This window comes from Mycobacterium sp. 4858 (assembly GCF_900240975.1).
Classification (GTDB): domain Bacteria; phylum Actinomycetota; class Actinomycetes; order Mycobacteriales; family Mycobacteriaceae; genus Mycobacterium.
Map to the genome: position 1 here is coordinate 3,024,453 of NZ_LT968776.1, position 24,122 is coordinate 3,048,574.

The following is a 24,122-nucleotide window of genomic DNA, read 5'->3' on the forward strand; positions in this document are numbered from 1 at the left end:
GGCTCAGGACTGCTTGAACCCGTCGAGGTTGACGGTAACTCCGTAGCTGATGCCCTCGATGATGACGTCGGAGCCGCGCGCCCCCTCGGTCTTCGGTGCCACTCCGAACGGAAGCCGCTGGTTGGGCACCCTGGCGGTGAAGGCGCGCAGCACCGCGTCCCGCTTGTCGTCCGGCACGGCCTGGTCCGCGGTGTCCGGCCCGGTGAGAATGCCCGTCGGCGCGATCACCAGCGTCGCTTCATCGTCCGGGGCGATGGAAAGGTCCACCGAGACGCTGACCCGGTGCTCGAAGTCGGCCGAGTGCGGGGTGCCGCTGAACACCAGGCCGTGGCTGTCGGAGATGCCCGACGCGGTGACGCCGCCGGTGGCGGTGTTGGTTTCCTTCGGCGGCGCCTCGACCATCAAATCGCTGATGCCCAGGTACCGGCCCAGGTGCGTCGAGCCGATGATGATCCGACTCTCCAGCTTGCCGACCGGCAGTTTCGCGTCGGGCCCGATCAGCCAGGACGAGTGGGTCAGGTCGACGGAGTACATCGTGGCTTCCAGCGTGGCCTTACCGACCGTCGCGTGGTCGACGGCGTTGGCCTTGATCTCCACCTGGTTGTAGCGGTCGCGCATCGCCTGGGGGAGGAACGGGAAAGCCACGATGGCGACGAACGGGTCCGACCTCAGGTTGGCCGCCTTGCGGACGCTGCACGAGAGCCGGTATTCGGCATAGATGCTGCTTCCGTAATCGACGGCCACGGTGCCGAGTGCGACCACGGCGATCGCGGCCGCCGCGGCCGCCACCCCGATCAGGACCTTGCGCACCCGCACATTGTGGCGTAACCCGGCGCCCGCCGTGCGGCGGACCGCCACGGTGGCGGGGCTCACAGTGCCATCGTCAGCACGCAATAATGGCAGGTGGCAAGTTATCGTTAGATGACCTGGCAACTAACGCGTCGTTGCGTTGCGAATTGTGAAGATGCCGTTCCCCCGAGCTGGAGGGGCTAGTTGGAGCTATTACTGCTGACTTCCGAGCTGCATCCCGACCCGGTCCTGCCGTCGCTATCGCTGCTTCCCCACACCGTCCGGACGGCGCCGGCGGAGCCGTCGTCCTTGCTCGAGGCGGGGACGGCGGACGCGGTACTGGTCGACGCACGCACCGACCTGTCGTCGGCGCGCGGCCTCTGCCGACTGTTGAGCACCGCGGGACGGTCGGTCCCCGTCCTGGCTGTGGTCAGCGAAGGCGGCCTGGTGGCGGTCAGTGCCGACTGGGGGCTGGACGAGATCCTGCTGCCCAGCACCGGGCCCGCCGAGATCGACGCCAGACTGCGGTTGGTGGTCGGTCGTCGCGGCGGGCTCGCCGACCAGGAGAGCGCCGGCAAAGTCAGCCTGGGCGAGCTGGTGATCGACGAGGGCACCTACACGGCCAGACTGCGGGGCCGCCCGCTCGACCTGACCTACAAAGAGTTCGAGTTGCTGAAGTATCTGGCCCAACACGCCGGCCGCGTCTTCACCCGCGCTCAGCTGCTCCACGAGGTGTGGGGATACGACTTCTTCGGCGGCACGCGCACGGTCGACGTGCACGTGCGTCGGCTGCGCGCCAAACTCGGCCCCGAATACGAGGCGTTGATCGGCACCGTCCGCAACGTCGGATACAAGGCCGTCCGGCCGGCACGCGGGCGCACGCCGATCGCGGACCCCGCTGAGGATGAGGACGCCGAGGGCGCCGACGACGTCGAGCCCGGTTCCGAGGGCCTGCGAGAGCCTCTGGGCGACGCCCTGCGCAGTCAGTGACCGCGCCGGCCTGGCGCTCGACGCTGACCGCGGACGAGCAGCGGCAAGTGCGTGAACTGGTCACGGCGGCCACGGCATTCGACGGGGTGGCCCCGGTCGGAGAGCAAGTGCTGCGCGAGCTCGCGCACGACCGCACCGGGCATCTGCTCATCACCGAGACCGACGGGGTCGTCGGCTACCTCAACCTCACGCGCGACGCCGACGCCGGAATGGCCGAACTGGTGGTGCACCCCCGGGTCCGGCGGCATGGACTCGGGACCGCGCTGGTGCGCTCGGCGTTGGCGGAGACCGCGGGGCGCAACCGGTTCTGGGCACACGGCACCCTCGAGTCGGCCAGGGCGACGGCCTCCGCGATGGGTCTGGTTCCCGTGCGTGAACTGCTGCAGATGCGACGGTCGTTGCGCGACATCCACGGCTTGGTGCGCCCCGTGCCCGGCGTGCGGATCCGCACCTACGCGGGCACCACCGATGACGCGGAGCTGTTGCGCGTGAACAACGCTGCCTTCGCCAGCCATCCCGAACAGGGCGGCTGGACCGAGGTCCAGCTGGCCGAGCGGCGCAACGAACCGTGGTTCGACCCGGCCGGTCTGTTCCTGGCGTTCGACGACTCCGACACCGGTCAGAGGGGCACGCTGCTGGGCTTCCACTGGACCAAGGTGCATCTCGATCAGCCCGGCCTGGGGGAGGTGTATGTCGTCGGCGTCGACCCGTCGGCGCAGGGCCGCGGGATCGGGCAGACCTTGACGGCCGTCGGGATCGAGTCGTTGGCGCGGCGGCTGGCCGGCTCCGCCGACCCGACCGTGCTGCTCTATGTGGAGTCGGACAACGTCGCCGCCGTGCGCACCTACCAGCGCTTGGGCTTCAGCACCTACAGCGTGGACACCGCCTACGCCGTCGCTCCCGAGTGACCGAACACGCGGGCGGCGGGTCCGATACCCCCTGCCGTTCACCTGCGCTTGCTACTCAACGGGTGCCGCGGGCTGCGTCGGAGCATATTTTCGCCGTGACCCGGCAACTTCTTGGGAGATGGCCGGCGGCGCACACGCGGGTCCGAATGGTCAGGGAGCGGGAGCGGTGAGGCTCGACAGGGGAGGCAGGGCGCTGGCGGCGCTGGGGGTGGTGACTCTCGCGGCGGTCGCCATGACGGCTTGTGGCAGCGATCAGAACCGGCGCGGCGCATCGCCGGCGGCCGTTTCCGGGCCGACGGGTACGGCGGGATGTAGCGGTAAGAACAAGCTCACGGCGGAAGGATCGACGGCCCAACAAAACGCCATGGCGCTGTTCAACCAGGTCTGGGGGCAGTACTGCCCGGGCAAGAGCGTGGCATACAACCCGACTGGTTCCGGTGCCGGGCGTGAGCAGTTCATCGCCGGCCATGTCGACTTCGCCGGGGCCGACTCCCCGCTGGCCGCGGACCAGATCGGTCCGGCCGCCGCGCGCTGCGACGGCAACCCGGCGTGGGACTTGCCGCTGGTGTTCGGGCCGATCGCCTTGGTCTACAACCTGGCCGGAGTCCCCGCGCTGGTGGTGAGCAGCGATGCGTTGGCCAAGATCTTCAGCGGACGGATCACGGCCTGGAACGACCCGATCCTGGCGGCGCTCAATCCCGGGGTGGTGCTGCCCGACACCAGGATCACGCCGATCTACCGTACGGATTCGTCGGGGACCACCGACAATCTGCAGAAGTATCTGACGGCCGCCGCACCGCAGAGCTGGACCAAAGGCGTGGGCACCGAGTTTCAGGGCGGGGTCGGCGAGGGCGCCACGAAGTCGGCCGGGGTCGTCCAGGTGGTGCGGGCCACCTCCGGAGCCATCGGATACGTCGAGAAGGGGTTCGCCGACCAGGGCGCCGTCCCCTACGCCCGAATCGCCAACAACAAGGGCGTCGTCGTCCCGCTCACCAACGACACGGCGGCCAACGCCGTGAAGGCGGCGAATTTCCTGGCCGACGGCAACGACCTGGTGCTCGACCTCAACTCCATGTACAGCTCCCAGGAGCCGGGCGCCTACCCGCTGGTGCTGGCGACGTACGAGATCGTGTGTTCGAAAGGCTCCGACCCCGACACCTCCGGAGCGATCAAGTCGTTCCTCACGGTGGCCGCGGGCAGCGGGCAGACCGATCTTCCCTCGGCCGGCTATGTGCCGCTGCCCGATAAGGTCAAAGTGCGGCTGGCCGCCGCGATCGATGCGCTGCAGTAACCAGGTTGCCCCGGACTCAAGGAGCGGCAGAATCGTGCCGGGATCACGGTGACCACGCCGAACCCCTTCGACGCCGGTTCGGGCGTGACCGTCGCCGCACCGTTTCCGGAGGCGCCGCTGATACCGATCAGCCCGTGGGGAGACGGGCGTCCGCAGGTCGGGGATCGTGCTTTCCGTTGGCTCGCCAAGGGCTCCGGCGTCTTGATCGTGGTCGTGATCGCGGCGATCGGCGGATTCCTGTTGCTGCGCGCGATACCGGCCTTGCAACGCGACCGGGAGAGCTTCTTCAGCTACGGCGGCAACTGGGTCACCACCGACACGTCGGCGATGCACTTCGGCATCTCCGATTTGCTGAAGGTCACGCTGTTCGTGTCGGCGTTCGCGTTGATCCTGGCTATGCCCGTCGCGCTGGGCGTCGCCATCTTCATCACGCAGTACTCGCCGCGGCGCGCCGCGGGCCCGTTGGCCTACGCCGTTGACCTGCTGGCCGGAGTGCCCTCGATCGTCTACGGCGCGTGGGGCCTATACGTGCTGGCACCGCAGCTGCGGCCGTTGGCCACCTGGCTGAACCGCTCCCTGGGCTGGTGCTTCCTGTTCGCCGATGGGGACGCGTCGGTCGCCGGTGGCGGCACCGTTTTCACGGGCGGCGTGGTCCTGGCGGTGATGATCCTGCCGATCATCACCGCGGTCACCCGCGAGGTGTTCATCCAGACGCCGCACGAGCAGGTCGAGGCGGCGCTGGCGCTCGGCGCCACCCGCTGGGAAGTGGTCAAGACCATCGTGCTGCCCTTCGGTTGGTCGGGATACATCAGCGCGGCCGTCCTGGGGCTCGGTCGCGCCTTGGGGGAGACGGTCGCGTTGCTGATCATCTTGCGGGGAACCCAGGCGGCCTTTGGTTGGTCGCTGTTCGACGGCGGCTCCACCGTCGCCACCAAAATCGCGGGGGCGGCTGCCCAATTCAACGACCAGTACAAGGCCGGCGCGTACATCGCCGCGGGGCTGGCGCTCTTCGTGCTCACCTTCGTGGTCGACGCACTGGCCCGTGGCGCCGCCGCCGGACTCAGATGGGGCGGCCGATGACCTCGATGCTGGACCGCCCGCTCAAGCCGCGCACGTTCTCCCGGCCGAGCCGGCGCCGCCGGGTCACTGATCGCCTTGCCTTGGCGCTGGTTTCGCTGTCGATGGCGATCGCGGTGACGCCCTTGCTGTTGGTGTTGCACTCGGTGATCGCCAAGGGCTTCGCGGCCGTCGCGTCGACCGCTTGGTGGACGCACTCGCAGGCGGGGATGACCGCCTTCGTGGCCGGCGGTGGCGCGTATCACGCGATCGTGGGCACGGTGTTGCAGGGATCGGTATGCGCGCTGATCGCCATCCCGATCGGCCTGATGCTCGGCATCTATCTCGCCGAATACGGGGGCGGTACCCCGCTGGGCAGGCTGGCCACGTTCATGGTGGACATCCTCAGTGGGGTGCCCTCAATCGTGGCGGCCCTGTTCGTCTACGCGCTGTTCGTGGCGACGCTGGGTCTTCCACGCTCGGAGCTCGCGGTGTCCCTCGCGCTGGTCCTGTTGATGCTTCCGGTGATCGTGCGAGCCACCGAGGAGATGCTGCGGATCGTCCCGCTGGATCTTCGTGAGGCGAGTTACGCGCTGGGCATCACGAAGTGGAAGACGATCGTCAGCGTCGTGCTCCCCACCGGGATCTCCGGCATCATCACCGGCATCATGCTGGCGGTGGCCAGGGTGATGGGCGAGACGGCGCCGCTGCTGGTCCTCGTCGGCTATGCGCAGTCGATGAACTTCGACATCTTCAGCGGGTTCATGGGAACGCTACCTGGCATGATGTACAACCAGACCAGTGCCGGTGCCGGCGTCAACCCCGTCCCCACGGATCGGTTGTGGGGTGCCGCCCTAACCCTCATCCTGGTGATCGCCACCATCAACATCGGGGCCCGAGTACTAGCGAAATTCGCTGGCGCCAACAAGTCATAGGCAGGAGCACTAAGTGGCCAAGCGGTTGGACCTCAAAGCCGTCAACATCTACTACGGTTCGTTTCACGCGGTGGCGGATGTGACGCTGTCGATCCTCCCCCGCAGTGTGACGGCGTTCATCGGCCCGTCGGGTTGTGGGAAGACGACGGTGCTGCGCACGCTGAACAGGATGCATGAGGTGGTGCCCGGCGGCCGGGTCGAGGGCAGCGTGCTCCTCGACGACGAGGACATCTACGGTGCCGGGGTGGACCCGGTCGGGGTGCGCCGGGCGATCGGGATGGTGTTCCAGCGGCCGAACCCGTTCCCCGCCATGTCGATTCGCGACAACGTGGTAGCCGGTTTGAAGCTGCAGGGCGTGCGCAATCGCAAGGTGCTCGACGAGACGGCCGAATACTCGCTGCGCGGCGCCAACCTGTGGGACGAGGTCAAAGACCGGATGGACAGGCCCGGCGGCGGCCTGTCCGGGGGCCAGCAGCAGCGCCTGTGCATCGCGCGGGCGATCGCCGTGCAACCCGATGTGCTGCTGATGGACGAGCCGTGCTCCGCGCTGGACCCGATCTCGACGATGGCCATCGAGGAGCTGATCAGCGAGCTCAAGCAGGACTACACCATCGTCATCGTCACCCACAACATGCAGCAGGCGGCCCGGGTCAGCGACTACACGGCCTTCTTCAACCTGGAAGCCGTCGGAAAGCCGGGGCGGTTGGTCGAGGTCGACGACACGGAGAAGATCTTCTCCAACCCCAGCCAGAAGGCGACCGAGGACTACATCTCCGGCCGCTTCGGCTAGCTGTACGTGCCTTTGCTCACTGCGAGGCGGGGTTGGCTTCCTCGTCGGGCAGTTTGCCGGTCGCCTGGAAGATGACCCGCTTCGCCACTTCGACGGCGTGGTCGGCGAATCGCTCGTAGAACCGGCCCAGCAGCGTCACGTCGACGGCGGCCGCCACACCGTACTTCCATTCGCGGTCCATCAGCACCGAGAACAGGTGGCGGTGCAGGTCGTCCATCGCGTCGTCCTCTTCGCGGATCCGGGCGGCTTTCTCCGGGTCGCGCGACATCACCACCTCTTGCGCGCTGTTGCCCAATTCGACTGCGACTCTGCCCATTTCGGCGAAGTAGCCGTTGACTTCCTCTGGCAGCGCGTGTTGGGGGTGCCGGCGGCGGGCGATCTTCGCGACGTGCAGGGCCAGCGCTCCCATCCGGTCGATGTCGGCCACCATCTGAATGGCGCTCACGATCGACCTCAGATCACCGGCGACCGGCGCCTGCAACGCCAGCAGCACGAACGCGCTTTCTTCGGCCTGGGCGCTCAGCGTGGCGATCTTCTCGTGATCCGAGATCACCTGTTCAGCCAGCACCAGATCCGCTTGCAGCAAGGCCTGGGTGGCCCGCTCCATGGCGATGCCCGCCAGCCCGCACATCTCGCCGAGCCGCTCGGACAACTCCGAGAGCTGCTCATGGTAGGCGGTCCGCATATCGTCAAGCCTACGTTCTCGGCGCCAGAAAAGGGCGGCGCAGCGGCACCAAATGCGGTTATTCGCAGGTGGTGTCGGCGGCGTTGGTGACGGTCAGGTCTTCGGGCAGCTTGGCCGGGGTGCTGCCGGAGCCGCGTTCGATCTGCAAGCTGATCGACGAGCCGCTCGGCTGGGGTGTGGCGACCGTCTTGAAGTCGGGACCGAGCACCACCTGAACGACCTGTCCATAGCCGGAGACCCGCTGGACTTTCGCATTGGCGAACGACGAGGCCACGGTCGCCGCGGCCTGCTCGTTGCCGGGCGAGAACAACACCGTCGTCGTGTTCACCGCACTCGGATAGTCGTCCGGCGTCATCACGTTGAAGCCGTCCCGCTTGAGCTGGCTGGTGGCGGTGGCCGCGAGGCCGCTTTGCGTCGTGGCGTTGGAGACCCGCACCGTGACGTCGCCCGGCGCGGTGGTGGTGACCTGCTCGTGTCGAGCCTCGGGAGCCGGCGCGGGGGCCGGCGCCTGCTTGGTGGCGGGCGCCTTGGCCTGCGCCGATTTGTCGTCGGAGGGCCCGAGATTCTTTGCGTTCTGGTCGTTTTCCTCGGGTAGCGGATCGTCGTTGATGATGGCGTCGAACAGCGCCCGCATATCGCTCATCCGCGGCGGCTCGTCGCCGTTCTGGTCGGTGATGCCGGTCGGCACCGTCACGAACGTGACGTGTCCGGCCGCCATCCCCTGCAGCGACTGTCCGAGTTGGATCAGATCCTTCGACTGCACGTTGTCGACGACGGTGTCGCTGATGAACATGTTGACGACGTTGTTGAGCTTGTTGAGGTCGAGCAACGTGTCCTCGGAGATCAACGACCGCAGCAGCGACGACAAGAACAGCTGCTGGCGTTTGATGCGGCCGTAGTCCCCGTTCGTTTCGGTGGTGACCTGCCGGGCTCGCACATAGTTCAGCGCGGTCGGGCCGTCCAGCACCTGACGGCCGCCGTGTTCGAGGACCGTGCCCAGCTCGTAGTCGTGCAGCGCGGTTTTCGAGCAGACCTCGACACCGCCCAGGGCGTCGACCATCTTGGCGAACCCGGCGAAGTCGACGGCGATGAAGCGGTTGATGCTCAGACCGGACAGCTTCTGGATTTCCTTCACCAGACATTTCGGGCCGCCAAAGGCGAACGCTGAGTTCAGCTTGGTCTCGGTGTAGACCATCTTCGGACCCCAGGTCTTGGTCTTCTCGTCGTAGAGGGGCCCGTACTTACCCGTGTTCGGGTTCCACGCCTCGCATTGCATCGGGGTGATCGCCAGGTCGCGCGGGAAGGACACGGCGACCACGCGCTTGCGGTTGGCGGGAATGTTGACCAGCATCACGGTGTCCGAACGGGCGCCGTCGGCGTCGTCGGTGCTTCCGGCGCCCATGTTGGCGTTGTCCCCGGCGCGCGAATCGAGGCCGACGATCAAGAAGTCTTCGTCCCCGTACTGTCCGTTGCGGTCGCGGATGTCGTCCGATTGCGGGTCGAGCGCGCTGATGGTGTTGAGCCGGGCGTTCTTCGACGTGCTCCATTGCCACGCGCCGCCGGTCATGGCGATGGCGAGCACGGCGAGCAGGGCCGCGACCGACCGCCCGGCCAGCAGCATCGGCCGGCGCCGGTGCCGCGCGTTGCGCTCGTCAGCGCCGGTAGCCCCGTCGGATGCGGACCCGCCGCCGTTTTGGTGGTCGTTGGCCCCGAGGTCGGGGAGCTCCGTGACCAGATCGAGTGAGTAGGCCAGGTCCTCGATCACCTGGGTTTCCCTCAGCTCGACCGGCAGCTCCGAGTCGGCCTCGGCGGATTCGACCTCCGGCTCCGCACGGCGGTGAGTGGACCGGCCCGTCGATGGGGCACCGAGTTTCGCGATCAGATCGGCGACGCTGACGCCGCCACCCGTGTGGCATCCGGATCCCTCATCACCGGCCGCTCGAGGCTCGACGCGTTCGACGGGTTCGATGGTGATGTCGGGCTGCCACAAATGAAGGCTGTAGTCGGACGGCGGCTCCGAGAACCGTTCCCACGGGGCGGCGCCCAGCGCCGTGCGCCGAGTGTCGGGAGTGGCGTCGCCCTCGGCGTCACTCATGTCCTACCGGCCTCCGAAGCTCTGATGCGGATCTCAGCCCGTCCGTGCGCGGTGACGTCCCAGTGCCTGACGTTGTCAGCGCTGCGGCTCGTGCCACCCGGGGGTCGCACCCCTTTGTCGCGCCCAGGCGGCGGCGCGTTACCGACCCGCCCCAGGAACGCGCACTGCGGCAAGGTCCACATCGTACTGAGTTATCGGCCCGGATGCGATTTCGAGCGGTCGGTCAGCCGCCGGAGTGCATCACGTCGGCGCCGGCCGGAACGGTGCAGTCGTCGGGGTCGGTCAGCCAGCCTTCGGGCAGCGACACCCGTGCCGGGGAGCCCTGTCGGCCGCGTGGGCCGCTGGCCGCGTCCGGGAAGGGGACCGTGCCGTCCAATTGGCTTAGCAGCGAATCGAGTTCGCGCAGCGTCTTGACCATCGCCAGCGCCCGGCGCAACTCGGATCCGGCCGGAAAACCGTGCAGGTACCAGCCGATGTGCTTGCGGATGTCGCGCATGCCTTTGTCCTCGCCGAAGTGCGCGGCCAGCAACTGGCCGTGCCGGCGGACGATGTCGGCGACCTCGCCCAGCGTGGGCGGGGTGGGGGCCGGGCTGTCGGTGAACGCGGCCGAGAGTTCGGCGAAAAGCCAGGGCCGGCCCAGGCAGCCGCGGCCGATCACAACGCCGTCGCATCCGGTGGTGGCCATCATCGTCAGGGCGTCGCTGGCGTCGTAGATGTCGCCGTTGCCCAGCACCGGGATCGTCCGCACGTGCTGCTTGAGCAGGGCGATCTGCTCCCAATCGGCGGTGCCGGAGTAGCGCTGCGCGGCCGTGCGGGCGTGCAGCGCGACCGCGGCGGCGCCTTCGGCTTCGGCGATGCGGCCGGCGTCGAGGTGCGTGTGGTGCTCGTCGTCGATGCCGACGCGGAACTTGACGGTCACCGGAATTCCGGAGCCTTCGGTCGCGCGTACGGCCGCCGCCACGATCTGGCCGAACAGTCGTCGCTTGTACGGCAACGCCGCCCCGCCGCCACGCTTGGTGACCTTGGGCACCGGGCAGCCGAAGTTCATGTCGATGTGGTCGGCCAGGCCCTCATCGGCGATCATCTTGGCGGCCGCGTACGTGGTCGCCGGATCGACGGTGTACAGCTGCAGCGAGCGCGGTGACTCGTCCGGCGCGAACGTCGTCATGTGCATGGTGACCGGGTGGCGTTCGACGAGCGCGCGCGCCGTCACCATCTCACAGACGTACAGCCCGCTGACCGTGCCGACCTTGGATTGCTCCAGCTCTCGGCACAGCGTGCGGAATGCAACGTTGGTCACGCCTGCCATCGGGGCCAGCACCACCGGGCTGGCGAGCGTGATCGGACCGATGCGCAAGGCCGCTACCGGCGGCTCATAGCCAGTTTGCCGGCGGTCTGGTGCAGCTCGAATGCGGTGGTCCGCTTGCCGGTGCGGGCCTCCCGATCGAGCTGGCGTTGCTTGGATATCTCGAACTTGTCGCAGGCCTGCTCGAGTTCCTTGATCAGCAGTGCGAGGTCGTCACGCATCGCCGCCGCCTCACCGGTGAAGTCCTCGCGCTCGAAGATGCGCCACTTCTTCAGCACCGGCATGACCACGTCTTCGAGGTGGATGCGGGGGTCATAGACCCCCCCGACGGCGATGAACACGGCCTTACGCCGGAACTCGGGGACCTGATAGCCAGGCATCTGGAAATTGCGCAGCACCTTGTGTAGCTCTTTCATCGCCTGATTAGGTGCAATCTCAAACCCGGCCTCGCTGACATCGCGGTAGAAGATCATGTGCAGGTTCTCGTCGGCCGAGATCTTGGCCAGCAGCTGGTCGGCGACAGTCTCGTTGCAGGCCTTGCCCGTGTTGCGGTGCGAGATCCGGGTGGCCAGCTCCTGGAACGTCACGTAGATGACAGAGTCGAACAGGCTCTCGGCGAACAGATCGGCCCGCACCTGTTGGTTCTGGCCCGGGCTGAAGCCCCGGTTGACCACCTCGATGCGCAGCTTCTCCAGCTCGACCGGGTCGACCGCGCGGGTCACGACCAGGTAGTCGCGCAACGCGATCCCGTGTCGGTTCTCCTCGGCGGTCCACCGGTTGACCCACTGGCCCCAGGCGCCATCCAGGCCGAAGTTCATCGCAATCTCGCGGTGGTATGACGGCAGGTTGTCTTCTGTCATCAGGTTCTGCACCATCGCCACCTGGGCGAGGTCGGAGAGCTTGCTCTCCTCGGGATGCCAGTCCTGCCCGCCCAGCGCGTAGAAGTTCTTGCCGTCCGACCACGGGATGTAGTCGTGCGGGTTCCAGTCCTTGTGCATGCTCTCGTGCCGGTTGAGGCACTTCTCGACCACCGGTTCGAGCTCATGTAGCAGCTGTAGGTTTGTCAGCTCGGCTGACATACGGCCTCCAGTTATCTGTGTCGACGGGTAGCAGTCAATATATCTGTGTACATCAGTAGCATCAAGCTGCCTCGCCGCGCGCCGCGCAAAGGATAAATGCCACCGTTCTCGGGGTTTGCCGCTATGGCGCGCCCGGTAAACAGGTGGTTGGGCTACCCCAGGTCGGGGGCGGGAACGTACGGGGCCGCCGTCACGTAGAGCATGTTGACGCAGTAGTCGATGAACTGTTTGCGCGTCGCGCCGAGCTGTCCGTTCAGGTACGCGGTGAACAGGCTCGACAGCCCGCCGACCAGGCTGGTGGCGATCATCTTCTGCAGCACCGGATCGGCGATCCGGGACAGTTTGCGCTGCAGCAGTTCGATGAAGTTGGGCATCCACTCGGCGCCCGAGCGGGTCAGTATCGGCTCGACCGCCGGCGCCAGCAACAGCACACGCCCGCGGACCGGGTCGTCGACCATCAGCTCGACAAACTTTTCGACGGCGTCCCGCGGGGTATTCGCCGACGTGAGCGTGGTCATGGCGCGCGTGCACACGTCGTCGTAGACCGCGCGCACGAACTCGTCACGGTCCGAAAAGCTTTCGTAGAAGTAGCGTTCGGTCAGCGCGGCCTTGCGGCACACCGCACGCACCGTCAGCGCCGGTCGGATGTCGCCGCCGAGCAATTGCACGCCGGCGGCGATGAGGTTGTCGCGACGGAGGGCGAGGCGATCCTCTAAGGGGACGCCGGTCCAACGGCCCCGTCGTTGACCGGACTGCACATCGCTCCTAAGCTTGAAAATGACAACGCATGTAGTCAGTTTTGCAGATACCTACAGGAATCCAATAGTGACTCAACATACGTCCGGAACCCGCCCGCCGACCAGCGACGCCGCAAGCGGCTGTTCGGCCATTACCGCCGGGACCGATCTGCCGGGCGGCGTGGCCGGCGGCTGCCCGGTCTCGCCGCTGGGCTACGACGCGCCACCGATGCCGCTGGGCCCCGAGTCGCTGACATGGCGGTATTTCGGGGACTGGCGCGGGATGCTGCAGGGCCCGTGGGCGGGCTCCATGCAGAACATGCATCCGCAGCTCGGCGCGGCCGTCATCGACCACTCGACGTTCTTCCGGGAACGGTGGCAACGCCTGCTGCGCTCCTTGTATCCGATCGGTGGCGTCGTCTTCGACGGTGACCGCGCCCCGGTCACCGGCAGTGAGGTGCGCGACTACCACACCGACATCAAGGGGGTCGACGAACAAGGCCGCCGGTACCACGCGTTGAACCCCGACGTCTTCTATTGGGCCCACGCCACTTTTTTCGTCGGCACCATTCACGTGGCCGAGCGGTTCTGCGGCGGGTTGACCGAAGCGCAGAAACGCCAATTGTTCAACGAACACGTCGACTGGTACCGGATGTACGGGATGAGCATGCGGCCCGTCCCGGCGTCGTGGGAGGAATTCCAGGTCTACTGGGACCACATGTGCCGCAACGTGCTTGAAGACAACTTCGCCGCCCGCGCGGTGCTCGACCTCACCGAGCTGCCGAAACCCCCGTTTGCGCAATGGCTTCCGGACTGGTTGTGGGCCGCCCAGCGGAAACTTCTCGCGCCGTTCTTCGTCTGGGTGACCGTGGGTCTGTACGACCCTCCGGTGCGCGAGTTGATGGGCTACCGGTGGTCGGGACGCGACGAGTGGCTGCATCGCCGCTTCGGCGACGTCGTTCGCGCGGTGTTCGCCTTCGTGCCGAGCCGGTTCCGCAAGCACCCGCGGGCCCGGGCGGGCTTCGACCGCGCCGCCGGGCGTATCCCGGCCGACACGCCGCTGGTGCACACGCCGGCGCGTAACCTGCCGCCCGTGGACGAGCGCGGCGAGCCAAAGCATTACTGCCCGGCGGTCTCCTGAGCCGGCGCGCCCGCGCTACGCGTGGGGGTGGCCGGCCCCTGAGCCGGCGCGCCCGCGCTACGCGTGGGGGTGGCCGTGCACGTCCTCCAGCCCGGCCTGATGCACGTGCTGATGGCTGTGCTCGGTGCTGTCGGCGTGGTGGTGGGCGTGTTCGTGCTCGACGTGGTCGTGTTCGTGCGCGGTGTGCGCGTGCGCGTGGGTGACGTCACCGTGCTCGTGTTCGTGCGCGTGGGGCGCGTCGTGGGCGTGTTGCTCGGTCATGGGTGCCGCCTCCTTATGTGATAGATGCGCTCTGCTGATCGCCGACGGCCTTCAGCCCGCCATCCCTGCGGTGATGACCTGGCACGCCCGGGCCCGCGTGTTCGGCGTTGAAAACCGCGTCGATGACGAGTTGGCGAATGTGGTCGTTTTCCAGGCTGTAGAAGATCGTGGTCCCGTCCCGGCGGGTGCGGACCAGGCGCGCCATCCGCAGCTTCGCCAGGTGCTGGGAGACCGACGGCGCCGGCTTGCCCACGTGCTCGGCGAGTTCGTTGACCGACATCTCCCGGTCGGTCAGCGACCACAGCACCTGCACCCGGGTGGCGTCGGCCAGCATCCGGAACACCTCGACCACCAGGCTCACCTGATGATCCGGCAGCCGGGCTGCGCTATTACCTGCATGCATACGCAAACAATATTCAAGGGGCGCGCCGCTGCCAACGGATGCGGTCAGGGCGAGGGGACGACCGTAGACCGCGGCTCGCCGCCGTTGCGTTCGTTCCAGAACCGATAGACCTCCACCGCGTCGTCGCGGGGTTGGTAACGCATGGGCAGGCGCCGCTGGTCCCAGGCCTTCGCGAACTCGTCGTAGAAGGTGGACACCTCGAAGTACTTGCGGTCGTCGAGGTAGTACCGCTCGTAGGCCTCGCGGGTGATCAGAAAGATCACTTCCCGGGGGGAGCAGTAGTACAGCGATCCCAGGCACATCGGACACGGGTGCGCCATCACGTAGATCGTGGCGTTGACGAGGTGCTCGGTGCCCAGCTTCATGCACGCCTCACGGATCGCCAGGATCTCGGCATGCGCGGTCGGGTCGTTCGTCTGGGCCACCCGGTTGGCGCTCTCGGCGAGAATCTCACCGTCGTTGACGATCACCGTCGCAAACGGGCGACCGCCCTCCGCGACGTTTCGGCGGGCCAGCTCGATCGTCCGCTGGGCGAAGTCGGTCACAGCTCGCAGGGTAGTCGCGCCAGGGTGCGGAATCGGCGCTGTGATACTGACTAGATCGTCTATTCAATTTGTGATCGGGATGAGGGAACACCATGGCGCGCACCGATCGCGATCGCTGGGATCTGGCGACCAGCGTGGGGGCGACGGCGACCATGGTCGCCGCCCAGCGGGCCCTGTCGTCGGACGCGAAGTTGATCGACGACCCGTACGCGGCCCCGCTGGTGCGCGCCGTCGGAATCGACGTCTACGTCCGGCTGGTCAACGGCGAGATCCCCGCCGGCGGAGCTTCCGAGTTCGACCCGCACCGAATGGCGCGAGGGATGGCTTGCCGCACAAGGTTTTACGATGACTTCTTCCTGGAAGCGACGCGCAATGGCATCTCGCAGGCGGTGATCCTCGCGTCGGGGCTGGACGCGCGCGCCTACCGCCTGCCGTGGCCGGCGGGCACCGTCGTCTACGAGGTGGACATGCCGGAGGTGATCGAGTTCAAGACCCTGACCCTCGAGGACCTGGGCGCCGAGCCGACCGCCGAGCGGCGCGCCGTCGCCATCGACCTGCGCGACGACTGGGCCGCGGCGCTCCTTAAGGCCGGCTTCGACCCGCGGGCGCCGTCGGCGTGGAGCGCCGAGGGCTTGTTGGTGTACCTGCCGGAGGAGGCCCAGGACGCGCTGTTCGACAACATCACCGCGCTGAGCGCCCCGGGCAGCCGGCTGGCCTTCGACTTCGTGCCGGACACCGCCGTCTTCGCCGACCCGCGGTGGCGGGCGCACCACGACCGGATGAGCGAGCTCGGGTTCGAGGTCGACTTCAACGACCTCGTCTACCACGGCGAGCGCAGCCACATCGTCGACCACCTCAGCCAGCGGGGCTGGCGAACGTCGTCGCAAACCGTCGCGGAACTGCATGCCGCCAACGGCTTCGCCTACGCCGACGACGAGGTGGCCCAGGCATTCGCCGATGTGACCTACAGCAGCGCGGTGCTCGGGTGACAAGCGCCGCTCTGCCGAGGCCAACACGCGTCGGTGCCCCCACTAGGACTCGAACCTAGGACCTGCGGATTAAAAGTCCGTAGCTCTACCAACTGAGCTATAGGGGCTGCGGACATTCAGGATACTTGGGCCCAAAGTGCGGCTCGTTTGAGGATTGGGCCCGCAGTGACCTAAGCTGACGTGGCTCCTAACGAAACCTCGTTGCGAGTACCCCGGAGTGATTCGGTTCTGGCCCCCATCGTCTAGTGGCCTAGGACGCCGCCCTTTCACGGCGGTAGCACGGGTTCGAATCCCGTTGGGGGTACGCGACGCGGTGACGCGGAGCAGCAGCAAGGCCCTGTGGCGCAGTTGGTTAGCGCGCCGCCCTGTCACGGCGGAGGTCGCGGGTTCGAGTCCCGTCAGGGTCGCCGATTCGGCGAGGCACTTCATGCCTTCCGGCCAGGTAGCTCAGTCGGTACGAGCGTCCGCCTGAAAAGCGGAAGGTCGGCGGTTCGATCCCGCCCCTGGCCACCGTGAAAGAACGCACGGCGCGGCGGACGGCGCCCTATGTCTCGCCGCAACCCGGGATCTGGTCAGACTCGCGGGGGCCAGGGTCGAGCTCGGCAGCGCGACGATTGACCGTCACTGGATGCTCGTGCCCATTTCGTGCCCTCGCGAGGGGTGGCCGCCGCGACAGGGGAGCCGTTCGTCGCCGGCACGCCTCTCGGCTGAGTGGCTACCGGCTTGCGCAGGGGTTCACCGCCGCCGTTGGCTGGTCGCCGGGGCGACCGAGCATGGTGTCGATGATCTGCTCGATCTCGAAGGGCGTGGGAACGGTTCGCACCAGCAGCGCGTGCTGGAGGATCAGAGCCGGTCCCGTTTGTACGGCGAGGGCCGTTACCGAAGCGGGGTCAACCTCACCGGAACAGATGCCGGCAAGGATGATGTTCTCGAGGACGGCCGTACTGCGTGCCAGGACCGAATCGACGTATAGGGACCGTATTTCGGCGTCGTGGAAGAGACCTACGATGACGATCGATTCCGGGTAAGGCGTGTTGCCGACGAGAACCTCGGCCAACGAGCTCAGGGTCGCAAACAAATTCTGCCGCGACGACCCCAAGCGCTGGCCGGTTGGCATCAACGGAACCAGCGACTTCAAAGCGGCCAGTATCAAGTCTCGTTTTCCGGGCCACCGGCGATACAGTGAGGCCTTGCCGCAGCCTGCCCGAGCGGCGACCTTCTCCATGGTGAATCGGTGGTAGCCCGCCGTTTTCAGTTCGGTCAATGTCGCGTCGTACACGGCTCGTTCGAGTTCGCTCGCCCGACGGCGACTTGTCACCGCCGGTCGTCCGGTCGTCACTTACGGCTCGGATTGGCTGAATCGGACCGCTTCGCGCGTGATTCGCGAGCCTGACGCGTGCGCAATCATGCCCTTTGCGCCACGGGCTCTTTGCGCAGCGGTTGCGGCCATGGTTGGGGACGAGGCCGCGGGCGGACGCGGGCTGGCCACCAGAACCAGCGGCCCAATAGCGCTGCGAGGGAGGGCGTCATCAACGAGCGCACGACCAGGGTGTCGAAGAGCAGGCCCAGACCGATTGTGGTTCCGACTTGGCCGATCACGATCAGTTTGCTCACCGCCATCGACATCATGGTGAAGGCGAACACCAGGCCGGCGGAGGTGACCACCGAACCGGTGCCGACCATAGCGCGAATGATGCCGCTGTTCAGACCGGCGTGGATCTCCTCTTTCATCCGCGAAACGAGCAACAGGTTGTAGTCCGATCCCACCGCCAGCAAGATGATGACCGACATCGGCAGCACCATCCAGTGCAGCGGAATCCCGATGATGTGTTGCCAGAGCAGTACTGAGAGTCCGAAGGAGGCGGACAGGCTGAGCACCACGGTTCCCACGATGACTGCCGCGGCCGCCACGGCCCGCGTGAGTACCACCATGATGACAAAGATCAAGATGAGTGCGGCGACCGCGACGATCAGTAGGTCATAGTCAGCGCCTTGCTGCATGTCGGTGTACATGGCCGCGCTGCCGCCGAGATAGATCCTCGATCCCTCCAGCGGCGTTCCCTTGATGGCATCTGCGGCTGCGATTTTCAGCGGCCCGGTGCGCGAGGTTCCTTCCTCTGTCAACGGGTCGCCTTGATGAATGATGGTGAAACGTACAGCATGGCCATCCGGTGACATGAACAACTTGATGCCCCGTTTGAAGTCCGCGTTGTCGAAGGCTTCCGGCGGCAGGTAGAACGAGTCGTCGTTCCTGGCAGCGTCGAACGCTTGGCCCATTGCAGTGGCGTTGTCCTGCAAGGCCATCGTCTGGTCTTGTTGTGCCTTCTGCGCCTGATACTGGTTGAGCATCATTTGCTTCTGGTTTCTCATCGATTCGATCATCGGCGGCATCAGGGCGACCATTTGGGGCATCACCGCGTCGAGGCGCTCGATGTCGGGCACCAGATCGTCGAGGTCGTCACTCATGGTGCTGATGCCGTCGAGGGCGTCGAACACCGAACGCAATGCCCAGCAGGCCGGGATATCGAAGCAATGCCTTTCCCAGTAGAAGTAGCTGCGTATAGGTCGGAAGAAGTCGTCGAAATCGGCCATGTGGTCGCGCAACTCCTGCACATCCGCACTGGTCTTCCTCATTTTGGTGGCCATGCTGTGGGTGATCTGGGCCATTTGCTGGGTGATGCTGAGCATCTTTTCCATCGAGTCGATGTTGACCTGCATGTCGTCGGCCTGTTTGAGGGTGTTCTTCAAAACGGTCTGTTGGTAGTCGTTGTTCATCACCTGGCCGGTGCTGTTCATGCTGATGTTGTACGGGATCGACGTATGCTGGATCGGCTTGCCGTCCGGGCGCGTTATGGTCAGCACTTGGGCGATGCCATGAACGCGGACAAGCGCTTTGGCGATTTTGTCGATCACCAGGAAGTCGGCGGGGTTGCGCAGATCGTGATTGGATTCGACCATCAAAAGATCAGGATTCATCTTGGCCTGGGAGAAATGGCGATCGGCGGCGGCATAACCCACGTTGGCCGATACGTCAGCGGGCAGATATATGCGGTCGTCGTAGGTGGTGCGGTAGCCGGGTAGCGTCAAAACGCCGACCAGGGACAACAGGATCGCACAGACCAAGATCGCGCCCGGCCACCGCACGGTCGCCGTACCGATGCGGCGCCATCCCCGCGACCGGCTCGAACGTTTCGGCTCCAGCACCTGCCCGAAGCGACTGGTCACCGCGATCAGCGCCGGACCAAGCGTCAAGGCCGCGGCGACCACAATCGCCATACCGATAGACAAGGGGATCCCCATCGTCTGGAAGTAGGGCAGCCGCGTGAAGCGCAGGCAGAAACTCGCGCCGGCGATGGTCAATCCGGAAGCCAGCACGACGTGCGCCGTGCCGTGAAACATGGTGTAGTAGGCGGCTTCTCGATCTTGGCCGGCCTTACGCGCCTCCTGGTATCGGCCAATCAGGAAGATGGCATAGTCGGTGGCCGCGGCGATCGCCAGTGTCACGACCAGATTGGTCGCGAACGTCGTGAGGCCGAAAACCCCGAAATAGCCCAGAAAAGCCACCAGTCCCCGGGCACCGGACAATTCCAGGACCACCATCGCAAGCACGATGCACACCGTGATGAACGATCGATACACCAGCAGCAGCATCCCGATGATGACGGCGAAGGTGAGCAGCTCGATGACCTCCATGCTCTTATCGCCCGTCGCGTTTTGATCTGCGCTCGTCGCTGCCGGGCCGGTCACATAGGCCTTGACCCCCGTAGGCGCAGGCACGCTGGCGATGACATGGCGGACGGCGTCCACAGATTCGTTGGCGAGCGCTTCTCCTTGGTCGCCGCTGATGTAGACCTGGACGTAGGCGGCCTTGCCGTCGACGCTTTGCGCACCCGCAGCCGTCAGCGAATCACCCCAGAAATCCTGCACGTGCTGGATGTGCTTGGTGTCGCCCCGCAACTCACGCACCACGCGGTCGTAATACTGGTGCGCGTCGGCGCCCAACGGTTTGTCCCCTTCGAACACGATCATCACCGAACTGCTGGTGTCGTATTCGTGGAACACCTTTCCCACCCGCTTGGTGGCGATCAACGACGGCGCATCGTTGGGAGTCATCGACACCGCACGCATCTTCCCGACCGTTTCCAGTTGCGGAACAACGGTATTGAGGATCACCACGATGGCAATCCAGGCAAGGATGATCGGCACCGCCAGGGCGCGGATCATGCGCGGTATACGGGGGTGGGCCGCGTGACGGGCCGCCGGTATGGGCTGGGTCCGGACCTCGTCCGTAGCCGCGGTCACGCCGACTTCACCAAGCAGAACGTTTCGGCATTGAAACCAGTGACCGATCTTTCGTCCTTGACCTCGCGATCGACGGTGATCCGGCAGGCGATCGACTGACCGTCGCCCTGCGCGAGGAGGTTCGGTGTGGCGGCCGGTGCAGTCGTGCGCAACGTCAACGACCACGGCAGCAATACGTCGGGGGCCCGCTGAGGCTTCCCGTCAAGGTCGAGATAGTTGATCACGGCGGTGGCCGCAGAGCCGAACACCTCATACGTCACGACCTTGGGGGTGAAGCGTTCCGCGGTGTCGGAGCCGTTGGGCGCCACCAGGACGGCATTGGAACCAAAGACTGCGCGCAGATTCATCACAGCGACACCGCCGATCGCAACTGCCACCACGATGAGAAATGGAAGCCACACGCGCCGCACGAGTCCGAAGATCGCCGTCATCGTGACGCCCAGCGGTCAGCGAATGAAGCGGCGTCCGCCCCATGCGTCCCGCCCCGCGCCGAGGACTCAATACCGCGGGGGCGCAGAGGGTTTGCGCACGATTCGTCAGCGTGGGGATAGGCGCACACGTGCGGACCTCTCATTGGCGGGCGGTCACCTCCGGCGACGGCCGATGACGGCGTTGCGGTTCTTTCGACAACCTAACCAGATAAGTGGACAAAGTCAATCCACTTATTCTGCGACGGTCGTCATACCAAGGGTCGCCTGTGAATTGATGCGCAGCTCGTCGCCCAAGATGCGCAGCCGCGATCACAAATGGATAATCCGGGCGTTGTTGGACTACCGCGTCAGGGTTCTAGGCGGCGGCCGATCAGCGCTGCTACGCAACCGCGGATAGGTGGCGATCGATCACCAAATCCGTTGTTGACGAGGGCATACGGTCTTCACGTGGCCATCGTCTCCGAAGGGGTATCAGCCCTTCCCGTCACGATCACTCAGACGCTGGATGCATCGCCGCGTCGAGCTGCTCGTCGTCGAGCGCACCAATCGCCAACGGCTGCTGTCCCCTGCGCCGGCGCATGCCCTCGAGGAGCATGGATACATATCGTCGCCACAGCTCCGGCTCAACATGGGCGGCAAACTCGCCGACCGTCCCCGCCATCAGGCCGAGGAACGGCATGTCGGTGGGTGAGACGTCCGCACGCAGATAGCCGTCGTCCTTGGCCCGTTCAACGAGCTTCGAGACCACGGGGGCCATCCGCAATCGCGAGGCCTCCACCCGGTCTCCGCCGTAGGTCTTGCTGAACACGGCTTCCCGCAGCCCCCGGTCGGTCACGGTAAGTTCACACATCTGCTCAACGAACCACACAAATCCGTGCCAGGAGTTCTTGTCTCGCAGTGCCGACTCCGCAAGCGCGGTGAGCTGGTCGATGCCGTCTTCGAAGATTGCCTCGACCAGTTCTTCTTTCGTCGGAAAACGCCGGTAGACAGTACCTACGCCCACGCCTGCGTGGTGTGCAACTTCGTTGAGGGTCGCCTCAAGTCCCCTGGACGCGAAGAGATCTCGGGCAGCCTCGACCACCCGCTGGCGATTGCGCTGAGCATCCTTGCGCAGCGGGCGGCACGGCCAACCATCCACTGACACGTCACCAGTCTAATCTCCCGGTCCGTCGATCGAATCGGGGTCCGGCCAGCGATAAGGCGCCGCGGTTTGCGCGCCACCGGTGACGGCAGGTGGTTCCATGCGCATTCGCCAGCTAATACACGGCTCGCTCGATCGCCGGTACGATGTCGGTGGTTGCGATGGACCCGCCGCGAACTGGCCCAGCGCCCCGTAGACGACGCCCGTCATGATGCGGTGCCGCCGGCGATGTGTCGCCGAGTTGCGATGAGGGTTTACCCGCCAGAAGAACGATGTTGCTGTCCGAACCTCGAGGGTTCCGCGCGAAACCAGCTGCGCGGTAATCACCTTGCGTTAGATCTCGTTGGTCCCCCCACCGACGATCATCAGTGGCGCATCGCGGAAGTCCTCGCAAATTGAAGGTTGGTGTAGCAGAGCTGGTGTGCCACTACGAACCATGCGCGGGCTCACCGACCTGCACATCGAATTCACACCGGCGGACTGACGATCCTTCTTCGCGCCTACGGCTACCCGAGCACCGGCAGCAATAGCCGCGACGACGAGCGCACCGCGTTCAGGCTCGAGGTGCCGACGCTGGCATGCCGGAAGTTCATGATCGCCGGCGTCGACGGGTCCTGATCGTCACTGGTGAGCGTCAGGCGAATGCGGTGGCCCGCCCGGAACCGGCGAGCATTGGGAACCAGCGGGATTCGGTATTCGACGTCCTCTCCCAGCGGTACCGCTTGCGGGTGGCGGCAGGGCAGCACCGGCGCGCCGGGGCGGCTGGCCGCTTCGTCGACCTCGCGCAGGCTGGCGCGCAACCAGCCCGCGGTCACGGCGGTCGTCTCCCCGTCGGGGGCCACGTCGTGCAGCATCGCCATCCAGGCGGTGTCGATCGCCGTCGCCGAGGCCACCAGCCGCAGCTCGATGTCCCCGACCACATCGACGTCCTGGTCCAGCGGCGCGCTGGTCCACACCAACAGCGACGGCGGGTCGATCTCGCTGGCTTTGATGCGGCCCAAGCCGGAGCCCAGCACCATGAATTCGCGACCGCCGGGCTCGCCCTCGTCGGCCCCCAACGTGCCGTCGGCGCGCAGGGCCAGCTCGCAATGCGGGGTCGTTGACGGCGGCCAGGAGTCGGCGGTTCGCCACTCGTCGGCGCCTGGCAGGAAGTAGCGGATCGGCGGCCCTTCGGTGATTCCAGTGTCGCGGCCCTTGAGCCAATGGTCGTACCAGGCCAGTGCCTCGGTGTGCATGCTCTCCCATGGCCAGGTCAGCCCGAACTCGCCAAGCATGCCGATCCGCACATGTGCGTTGTGCGACAGCCCGTTCCAGGTGGTGAACGTCGAGGGCAGGTGCAAAGGCACGTTCTGCCAATCACACCCCAGGTAGACCGGGATATCGATTTTGTCGAGTAGCGGCAACAGGTTTCGCTCCTCCCACCACTCGTCGCGCGTCGGGTGCTTGACCGCCGCCTGATGCCACAGCTCGTCCCACGGGTGGGGATCGTGTGGCAGTCTGAGCAGCTGGCGCAGCATGGTGACTGCCGCCTCGCCGTTCATGGTCTCGAATTTCTTGTGCACGCCCGGACTGTTCAGTACGCGTCGCGCCAAACCGATCGGCTTGCTGCGCCACAGTTTGTCGCTGCGCTCGGAGGTCAGGCCCATCATCGCGAGAAACGGGGTGATGAATGACGAACTCAGTAGTCCGTGGTGGTTGGCGCCCTCGTACAGGTCGCTGGTCACGGCAAGGGGAAAGATCGCTTTGAGGTGAGGCGGCCGCTCGACGGCCGCCTCGAGCTGGGTCATCGCGAAGTAGCTGATGCCGATCATGCCGACGTTTCCGTCGCACCACGGCTGGGTCGCGACCCACTCGACGAGGTCGTGTACATCGCGGCGCTCCTGCGCGTCGAAGAAGTCGAAACAGCCCTCGGAGCCGCAGGTGCCGCGTAGGTTCGCGATCACGTGCACGTAGCCGCGCGGCACCCAGAAGTCCGTCCTGCCGGCCTCGATGAACCCCGCGGGTGCGCCCAGGTCCTGCATCTGCCGCGGATACGGCGAGGCGGCCAGCAACGCGGGGAAGCGGCCCTCGGCGTCGGGCCGGTGAACATCGGCCAAAAGCGTTGCGCCGTCGCGCATCCTGATTGCAGTGTTGATGTCGGTGCGTGACGCGTACTGCGCCTCGCTGAGGTTGCGGTATTGGCGGCCCGTCGTCTGGGGGCCATTGAGCGTGGTCACAGTTTCACGCTACGTTGAGATTAGTCTCAACG

Annotated in this window: 22 protein-coding genes and 4 tRNA genes; 11 read left to right on the plus strand and 15 right to left on the minus strand. The window is 66.1% G+C overall.

Features of this window, described 5'->3' with window-relative positions; translation table 11 throughout:
* Positions 1-3 precede the first annotated feature (3 nt).
* Positions 4-816, minus strand: a complete 813-nt coding sequence (gene lmeA, locus C1737_RS22875; RefSeq protein WP_102420082.1) for a mannan chain length control protein LmeA — start codon at positions 814-816, stop codon at positions 4-6.
* A 177-nt stretch (positions 817-993) separates the two neighbouring features.
* Between lmeA and C1737_RS22880 the strand changes: the two genes are divergently transcribed.
* From C1737_RS22880 to pstB, 6 genes are all read left to right on the plus strand, one after another.
* Positions 994-1,779: a response regulator transcription factor gene (locus tag C1737_RS22880; RefSeq protein WP_067921138.1), complete on the plus strand. Its 786-nt coding sequence runs from the start codon at positions 994-996 to the stop codon at positions 1,777-1,779.
* On the plus strand, positions 1,776-2,687 hold the full coding sequence (gene mshD / locus C1737_RS22885) for a mycothiol synthase (protein WP_102419530.1): 912 nt from the start codon (positions 1,776-1,778) through the stop codon (positions 2,685-2,687). The genes C1737_RS22880 and mshD overlap by 4 nt, the downstream gene beginning before the upstream one ends.
* 166 nt (positions 2,688-2,853) lie before the next feature.
* Positions 2,854-3,978 carry a phosphate ABC transporter substrate-binding protein PstS gene (gene pstS, locus C1737_RS22890; protein WP_233214809.1) on the plus strand — a complete coding sequence of 375 codons (1,125 nt, stop codon included), beginning with the start codon at positions 2,854-2,856 and terminating at the stop codon, positions 3,976-3,978.
* A 48-nt stretch (positions 3,979-4,026) separates the two neighbouring features.
* Positions 4,027-5,058, plus strand: a complete 1,032-nt coding sequence (gene pstC, locus C1737_RS22895) for a phosphate ABC transporter permease subunit PstC (RefSeq protein ID WP_369807547.1) — start codon at positions 4,027-4,029, stop codon at positions 5,056-5,058.
* Complete coding sequence (gene pstA / locus C1737_RS22900) at positions 5,055-5,969, plus strand: phosphate ABC transporter permease PstA (RefSeq protein ID WP_068091886.1); 915 nt, start codon at positions 5,055-5,057, stop codon at positions 5,967-5,969. Before pstC ends, pstA begins: the two co-directional genes overlap by 4 nt.
* A 13-nt stretch (positions 5,970-5,982) precedes the next feature.
* Positions 5,983-6,759, plus strand: coding sequence for a phosphate ABC transporter ATP-binding protein PstB (gene pstB, locus C1737_RS22905; RefSeq protein WP_067921146.1), 777 nt, complete (start codon positions 5,983-5,985; stop codon positions 6,757-6,759).
* 16 nt (positions 6,760-6,775) lie between these two features.
* On the opposite strand, the gene phoU is transcribed toward pstB, so the two are convergent.
* The 5 genes from phoU to C1737_RS22930 form a co-directional block, all read right to left on the minus strand.
* Positions 6,776-7,444 (minus strand): phosphate signaling complex protein PhoU, encoded by a 669-nt coding sequence (phoU, locus tag C1737_RS22910; protein ID WP_067921148.1) that lies wholly within the window; start codon positions 7,442-7,444, stop codon positions 6,776-6,778.
* Between the two features lie 58 nt (positions 7,445-7,502).
* Positions 7,503-9,539: an LCP family protein gene (locus C1737_RS22915; RefSeq protein ID WP_102419533.1), complete on the minus strand. Its 2,037-nt coding sequence runs from the start codon at positions 9,537-9,539 to the stop codon at positions 7,503-7,505.
* 223 nt (positions 9,540-9,762) lie between these two features.
* Positions 9,763-10,896: a tRNA dihydrouridine synthase DusB gene (gene dusB, locus C1737_RS22920; protein WP_102419534.1), complete on the minus strand. Its 1,134-nt coding sequence runs from the start codon at positions 10,894-10,896 to the stop codon at positions 9,763-9,765.
* A 5-nt stretch (positions 10,897-10,901) separates the two neighbouring features.
* Positions 10,902-11,924 carry an acyl-ACP desaturase gene (locus tag C1737_RS22925; protein ID WP_067921154.1) on the minus strand — a complete coding sequence of 341 codons (1,023 nt, stop codon included), beginning with the start codon at positions 11,922-11,924 and terminating at the stop codon, positions 10,902-10,904.
* Positions 11,925-12,076: 152 nt separating this feature from the next.
* Complete coding sequence (locus C1737_RS22930) at positions 12,077-12,682, minus strand: TetR/AcrR family transcriptional regulator (protein ID WP_067921156.1); 606 nt, start codon at positions 12,680-12,682, stop codon at positions 12,077-12,079.
* Between the two features lie 67 nt (positions 12,683-12,749).
* Here C1737_RS22930 and C1737_RS22935 point away from each other — a divergent pair, with 67 nt between their 5' ends.
* Complete coding sequence (locus tag C1737_RS22935; RefSeq protein ID WP_233214811.1) at positions 12,750-13,802, plus strand: oxygenase MpaB family protein; 1,053 nt, start codon at positions 12,750-12,752, stop codon at positions 13,800-13,802.
* 57 nt (positions 13,803-13,859) lie between these two features.
* Here the strand turns inward: C1737_RS22935 and C1737_RS22940 are convergent, their stop codons facing one another.
* The 3 genes from C1737_RS22940 to C1737_RS22950 are packed head-to-tail and all read right to left on the minus strand — an operon-like array spanning position 13,860 to position 15,011.
* A complete protein-coding gene (locus tag C1737_RS22940; RefSeq protein ID WP_102419536.1) occupies positions 13,860-14,063 on the minus strand; it encodes a zinc transporter Slc39a7 in 204 nt (67 codons plus the stop codon).
* A 13-nt stretch (positions 14,064-14,076) separates the two neighbouring features.
* The gene (locus tag C1737_RS22945) at positions 14,077-14,466 is read right to left on the minus strand and encodes a metalloregulator ArsR/SmtB family transcription factor (protein ID WP_082972709.1); all 390 of its coding nucleotides are present in this window, start codon (positions 14,464-14,466) and stop codon (positions 14,077-14,079) included.
* A gap of 44 nt (positions 14,467-14,510) precedes the next feature.
* Positions 14,511-15,011: a nucleoside deaminase gene (locus C1737_RS22950; protein WP_102419537.1), complete on the minus strand. Its 501-nt coding sequence runs from the start codon at positions 15,009-15,011 to the stop codon at positions 14,511-14,513.
* A gap of 92 nt (positions 15,012-15,103) precedes the next feature.
* Here C1737_RS22950 and C1737_RS22955 point away from each other — a divergent pair, with 92 nt between their 5' ends.
* Positions 15,104-16,000 carry a class I SAM-dependent methyltransferase gene (locus C1737_RS22955; RefSeq protein ID WP_102419538.1) on the plus strand — a complete coding sequence of 299 codons (897 nt, stop codon included), beginning with the start codon at positions 15,104-15,106 and terminating at the stop codon, positions 15,998-16,000.
* A 34-nt stretch (positions 16,001-16,034) separates the two neighbouring features.
* Here the strand turns inward: C1737_RS22955 and C1737_RS22960 are convergent.
* A tRNA-Lys gene (locus tag C1737_RS22960) sits at positions 16,035-16,107 on the minus strand.
* Between the two features lie 124 nt (positions 16,108-16,231).
* Between C1737_RS22960 and C1737_RS22965 the strand changes: the two genes are divergently transcribed.
* The 3 genes from C1737_RS22965 to C1737_RS22975 all read left to right on the plus strand — a co-directional run bounded on the left by C1737_RS22965 (position 16,232) and on the right by C1737_RS22975 (position 16,510).
* Positions 16,232-16,304, plus strand: a tRNA-Glu gene (locus C1737_RS22965).
* A 29-nt stretch (positions 16,305-16,333) separates the two neighbouring features.
* Positions 16,334-16,407 (plus strand) — tRNA-Asp (locus C1737_RS22970).
* A 29-nt stretch (positions 16,408-16,436) separates the two neighbouring features.
* Positions 16,437-16,510, plus strand: a tRNA-Phe gene (locus C1737_RS22975).
* A gap of 205 nt (positions 16,511-16,715) precedes the next feature.
* On the opposite strand, the gene C1737_RS22980 is transcribed toward C1737_RS22975, so the two are convergent.
* The 5 genes from C1737_RS22980 to C1737_RS23000 all read right to left on the minus strand — a co-directional run bounded on the left by C1737_RS22980 (position 16,716) and on the right by C1737_RS23000 (position 24,090).
* Positions 16,716-17,264: a TetR/AcrR family transcriptional regulator gene (locus C1737_RS22980; RefSeq protein ID WP_158243990.1), complete on the minus strand. Its 549-nt coding sequence runs from the start codon at positions 17,262-17,264 to the stop codon at positions 16,716-16,718.
* Between the two features lie 140 nt (positions 17,265-17,404).
* Entirely contained in the window at positions 17,405-20,302 is a 2,898-nt protein-coding gene (locus C1737_RS22985; protein WP_369807548.1) for an RND family transporter, read from the minus strand.
* The gene (locus C1737_RS22990) at positions 20,299-20,733 is read right to left on the minus strand and encodes an MmpS family transport accessory protein (protein ID WP_369807549.1); all 435 of its coding nucleotides are present in this window, start codon (positions 20,731-20,733) and stop codon (positions 20,299-20,301) included. The genes C1737_RS22985 and C1737_RS22990 overlap by 4 nt, the downstream gene beginning before the upstream one ends.
* A gap of 490 nt (positions 20,734-21,223) precedes the next feature.
* Positions 21,224-21,877, minus strand: coding sequence for a TetR/AcrR family transcriptional regulator (locus C1737_RS22995; RefSeq protein WP_369807550.1), 654 nt, complete (start codon positions 21,875-21,877; stop codon positions 21,224-21,226).
* 503 nt (positions 21,878-22,380) lie between these two features.
* Positions 22,381-24,090, minus strand: a complete 1,710-nt coding sequence (locus tag C1737_RS23000) for a CocE/NonD family hydrolase (RefSeq protein WP_102419541.1) — start codon at positions 24,088-24,090, stop codon at positions 22,381-22,383.
* Between the last annotated feature and the right edge of the window lie 32 nt (positions 24,091-24,122).